Genomic DNA, 788 nt, shown 5'->3' with positions numbered 1-788 from the left:
GGGGTGTCCTCGGCGGCGAGTGCGCCGTCCATGGCCTCGGTGAAGCCGCGGGCCACGGCGAGGCCGAGGCCGACGCCGGTGCCCCTGGGGGCGTCGCCGTGGCGTTGGAAGGGGGCGAAGATGCGTTCCTTGGCGTCGTCGGGGACGCCGGGGCCGCGGTCGACGACGCGTAGTTCGACGCGGTCGGCGAGGGCGCTCGCGGAGACGTGCACCCGCTCGCCCGGCGGGCTGTACTTGACGGCGTTCTCCACGATGTTGGCCACCACGCGCTCCAGCAGGCCGCGGTCCACGGCGACCATCGGCAGGATCTCCGGGATGTCCAGCACGACGCTGCCGGGCGGCACCCCGCCCAGGGCGACGGGGACCACCTCGTCGAGGTCGGTCTCCCGGATCAGCGGGGTGACGGTGCCGGTCTGGAGCCGGGACATGTCCAGCAGGTTGCCGACCAGGTGGTCGAGCCGGTCCGCGCCGTCCTCGATCCCGGCGAGCAGTTCGGCGCGGTCGGTCGGCGACCACTCGACGTCCTCGAAGCGCAGCGAGGAGACCGACGCCTTGATCCCGGCGAGCGGGGTGCGCAGGTCGTGGCTGACGGCGGCGAGCAGGGCGGTGCGGATCCGGTTGCCCTCGGCGAGGGCGCGGGCCCGGTCCGCCTCCGTCTTCAGGCGCTGGCGGTCCAGGACGACGGCGGCCTGGGCGGCGAAGGCGGCCAGCACCCTGCGGTCCTCGGCGGGCAGCACCCGGCCGGACAGCGCCAGCGCCATGTGGTCGCCGACGGGCATGTCCACGTC

The 788-nt window shown here is 75.0% G+C and carries 1 protein-coding gene; it reads right to left on the bottom strand.

Annotation, left to right across the window (positions count from 1 at the left end; genetic code table 11):
• Window positions 1–788 (bottom strand): sensor histidine kinase (locus tag IE313_RS34660; protein WP_268256820.1); only part of this gene is annotated, 788 nt, incomplete at both ends.

Origin of the sequence: Streptomyces sulfonofaciens (genome assembly GCF_014656295.1) — a bacterium.
GTDB lineage: Bacteria > Actinomycetota > Actinomycetes > Streptomycetales > Streptomycetaceae > Streptomyces > Streptomyces sulfonofaciens.
Note: the sequence above shows the minus strand (reverse complement) of the source record. Positions and strands in the feature narration are given on the sequence as shown.